The 3,765-nt window shown below is 75.9% G+C and carries 2 protein-coding genes; both read left to right on the top strand.

Annotated elements, in window-relative coordinates:
- The coding region (locus ACFXHB_RS44520; RefSeq protein ID WP_380582913.1) for a type I polyketide synthase at positions 1-2,628 on the top strand (2,628 nt) is incomplete at its 5' end.
- Positions 2,629-2,673: 45 nt separating this feature from the next.
- The coding region (locus tag ACFXHB_RS44515; protein WP_380582911.1) for a beta-ketoacyl synthase N-terminal-like domain-containing protein at positions 2,674-3,765 on the top strand (1,092 nt) is incomplete at its 3' end.

Genomic DNA, 3,765 nt, shown 5'->3' with positions numbered 1-3,765 from the left:
CTCGTCGAACTCGCCCTCCACGCCGGCCGCCGACTCGGCTGCGAGCACCTCGAAGAGCTCACCCTCCAGACCCCGCTGCTGCTCCCGGCCGACGAGGCCGTCCGCCTGCAGATCCGCGTCGGCGGACCGGACGACGACACCGGCCGCCGCCCGGTCACCATCCACTCCACCCCCGACACCCCGGACGACCCCGATGCCCCGTGGACCCGCCACGCGACCGGCGTCCTGGCGGTGACGGGCCCAACGGTGCCGCCGCACACCTGGGAACCGCGAACGGCCGCACTCGGCCCGGACGACGCGCTCTACGGCCGGCTGGCCGACGTCGGCTTCGACTACGGCCCGGCGTTCCAGGGCCTGCGGGCCCTCCGGCAGCAGGGCGACGACCTGCTCGCCGAGATCGTGCTCCCGCCCGAGCGGCACGGCGACGGCTTCGGGCTGCACCCGGCCCTGCTGGACGCCGCCCTGCACGCCTGCCTGCTCCAGGGAGCGGACGGCGTCCGCCTGCCGTTCTCCTGGTCCGACGTCACCTTCCACCTCCACGCCGCCCCGGCCACCGCGCTGCGGGTCCGGCTCACGCGGACCGGGCCGGACACCGTCGCGCTCACCGCGACCGATGACACCGGGAACCCGGTCGTCTCGGTCGGCTCGCTCACGCTGCGGCCCGTCACGCCGGAGCAGTTCAGCGCCACCGCCGGCAGCCACCGCGACTCGCTGTACCAGGTGGACTGGGTGCCCGCGCCGATCTCGCCGGACGCCGACGGCGGCGCACCGCCGCTCCTCCTCGGCGGCCAGGACGCCGGACACCCCGGGACGGCGGTCGACCCCTGGTCGGCGGCGAACTCCTGGTCCACCGGGGCCGCCGCACCCGCCGAGCTGCTCGCCGCGATCTGCGCAGGGACCACGGTGCCGGGGACGGTCCTGGCGCCCTTCCTGCCCGGACCCGAGGCGACGCCCGAGGCGGTCCACGCCGCGACGGCCCGCGCGCTGGACCTCGTCCAGGCCTGGCTGGCCGAGGAGCGGCTCGCCGGTTCCCGGCTGGTGCTGCTCACCCGCGGCGCGGTGGCCGTGGACCCCGCCGAGGACGTCACGGACCTGGTGCACGCGCCGCTGCGGGGTCTGGTCCGGTCCGCCCAGTCCGAGAACCCCGGCCGCCTCGTGCTGGCGGACCTCGACGGCCACCCCGACTCCTACCCGGCGCTGGTCCGGGCGCTCTCCGCGCCGGAGCCGCAGCTGGCGGTCCGCGCCGGACGGACGTTCGCCGCCCGGCTGGTGCCGGCCGCACCCGCCGCGCCCGGCGGGCCGTTCGAGCCGTTCGGGCCCGCCGGTACGGTACTGGTGACCGGCGGCACCGGTCTGCTCGGCAGCCTGCTCGCACGCCACCTGGTCGCCCGGCACGGCGTGCGGCACCTGCTGCTGCTCAGCCGGCGCGGGCTCGCCGCGGACGACGCGGCCGCACTCCGTGCCGACCTCACGGCGGCGGGTGCCGAGGTGACGATCGCCGCCTGCGACGCCGCCGACCGGAACGCGCTCGCCGCCGTCCTCGCGGCGGTACCCGCCGAACATCCCCTGGTCGGTGTGGTGCACACCGCCGGCGTGCTGGACGACGGCGTGCTCACCGCGTTGACCCCCGACCGCGTGGCGACCGTCATGCGGCCCAAGACCGACGCCGCGTGGCACCTCCACGAGCTGACGCGCGGGAGCGACCTGCGGGCCTTCGTGATGTTCTCCTCGGCGGCCGGCGTGCTGGGCCAGGCGGGCCAGGCGAGCTACTCGGCCGCCAACGCCTTCCTCGACGCACTCGCCGAGCGGCGCCGGGCGGCGGGACTGCCCGCGCACGCGCTGGCCTGGGGCCTCTGGGCGGAGGCCGGCGGAATGACCCGGCACCTGGCCGAGGCCGACCTCCGGCGGTTGAGCCGCACCGGCCTCGCGGCCATGCCGTCCGTCCAGGGGCTGGCGCTCTTCGACGCCGCCCTCGCGACGGACCGCGCGGTACTCGTGCCCGCCCGCCTGGACACCACCGCGCTCCGGGCGCAGTCCGAACTCCCGCCGCTGCTGCGGAGCCTGATCCGCCCCGCCGCGCGCCGCCGGAGCGCCGCCCCCGGCGCGGTGACGTTCCGGCAGCGGTTCGCCGAACTGGCCCCGGACGAGCGGGGCCGCGCCGTGCTCGACCTGGTCCGCGCCCATGTGGCCGCCGTCCTGGGCCATGCCTCGCCGGACCGGGTCGAACCCGACCGCGGCTTCCTCGATCTCGGCCTCGACTCGCTCACCGCGGTCGAACTGCGCAACCGGCTCGGCACGGAGACCGGCGGCCGGCTGCCCGCCACGCTGATCTTCGACCACCCGACCCCGGCCGCCGTCGCCCGCCACCTGGAGGCCGAGGCCTTCCCCGTCGAGGAGGCGGTCGGGACGGCCTCGGACCCCGCCGAGATCGACGAGGGCGAGTTCCGGCGGACCCTGGCGGCGATCCCGATGATCAGCCTCCAGGAGGCCGGGCTGGTCCGGACGCTGCTCCGGCTCGCCGAGGCCACGGCCCCGTCCGCGACCCTGGTCGAGGACGAGGAACCCAGTAGCTCGCTCGACACGATGGACCTGGACGACCTCGTCCGGGTTGCCCTCCGTGACAGTTGATCACCACTCACCACGTCCCAATGGCACGGAGTTTCGGAGTTCGCGATGACCGCAACCAGTGAAGAAGTCGTCAAGGCGCTGCGGGCCTCCCTCAAGGAGGCCGAGCTCCTGCGGCAGCAGAACCGCGCGCTGACCGCTTCCGCCTCCGAGCCGATCGCCATCGTCGGCATGGCCTGCCGCTACCCCGGGGGGGTCAAGTCCCCGGACGACCTCTGGCAGTTGGTCGCGACGGGCGGCGACGCGATCTCCGGCTTCCCGGAGGACCGCGGCTGGGACCTGGCCTCGCTGTACGACCCGGATCCGGAAGCGGTCGGCAAGACCTACACCCGGGCGGGCGGCTTCCTGCACGACGCCGCGCTGTTCGACCCCGACTTCTTCGGGATCGGCCGGCGCGAGGCGCTGGCCATGCACCCGCAGCAACGGCTGCTGCTGGAGACCTCCTGGGAGGCCTTCGAGCGGGCCGGCATCGCCCCCTCGTCGGTCCGCGGCAGCAGGACCGGCGTGTTCGCCGGCGTCATGCACCAGGACTACACCGCCCGGCTGCGCGCGACGCCCGAGGACCTTGAGGGCTACCTGATGACGGGCAGCCTGGGCAGCGTGGTGTCGGGCCGGGTGGCCTACGCCCTCGGCCTGGAGGGCCCGGCCGTCACCGTGGACACGGCGTGCTCCTCCTCGCTGGTCGCCCTGCACCTGGCGGCGCAGGCGCTGCGCAACGGCGAGTGCACGATGGCGCTCGTCGGCGGCGTCACCGTGATGACCGGTCCGGGTGGGTTCGTCGAGTTCAGCCGCCAGCGCGCGCTGTCCCCCGACGGGCGCTGCCGGGCGTTCGCCGCCTCGGCGGACGGGACCGGCTGGGCGGAGGGCGTCGGCGTCCTGCTGGTGGAGCGGCTCTCGGAGGCTCGGCGCAACGGGCACCGGGTGCTCGCCGTGGTCCGCGGCTCGGCGATCAACCAGGACGGCAGCAGCAGCGGCTTCTCCGCCCCGAACGGCCCGGCCCAGCAGCGGGCGATCCGCGAGGCGCTGAAGAACGCCCGGCTGTCGGCGGCGGACGTCGACGCGGTGGAGGCGCACGGCACCGGCACCCGGCTCGGCGACCCGATCGAGGCCCAGGCCCTGCTGGCCACCTACGGACAGCAA

The organism is Kitasatospora sp. NPDC059327 (assembly GCF_042752535.1).
Lineage (GTDB): Bacteria > Actinomycetota > Actinomycetes > Streptomycetales > Streptomycetaceae > Kitasatospora.
This window is presented reverse-complemented; position numbering and strand designations above follow the sequence as displayed.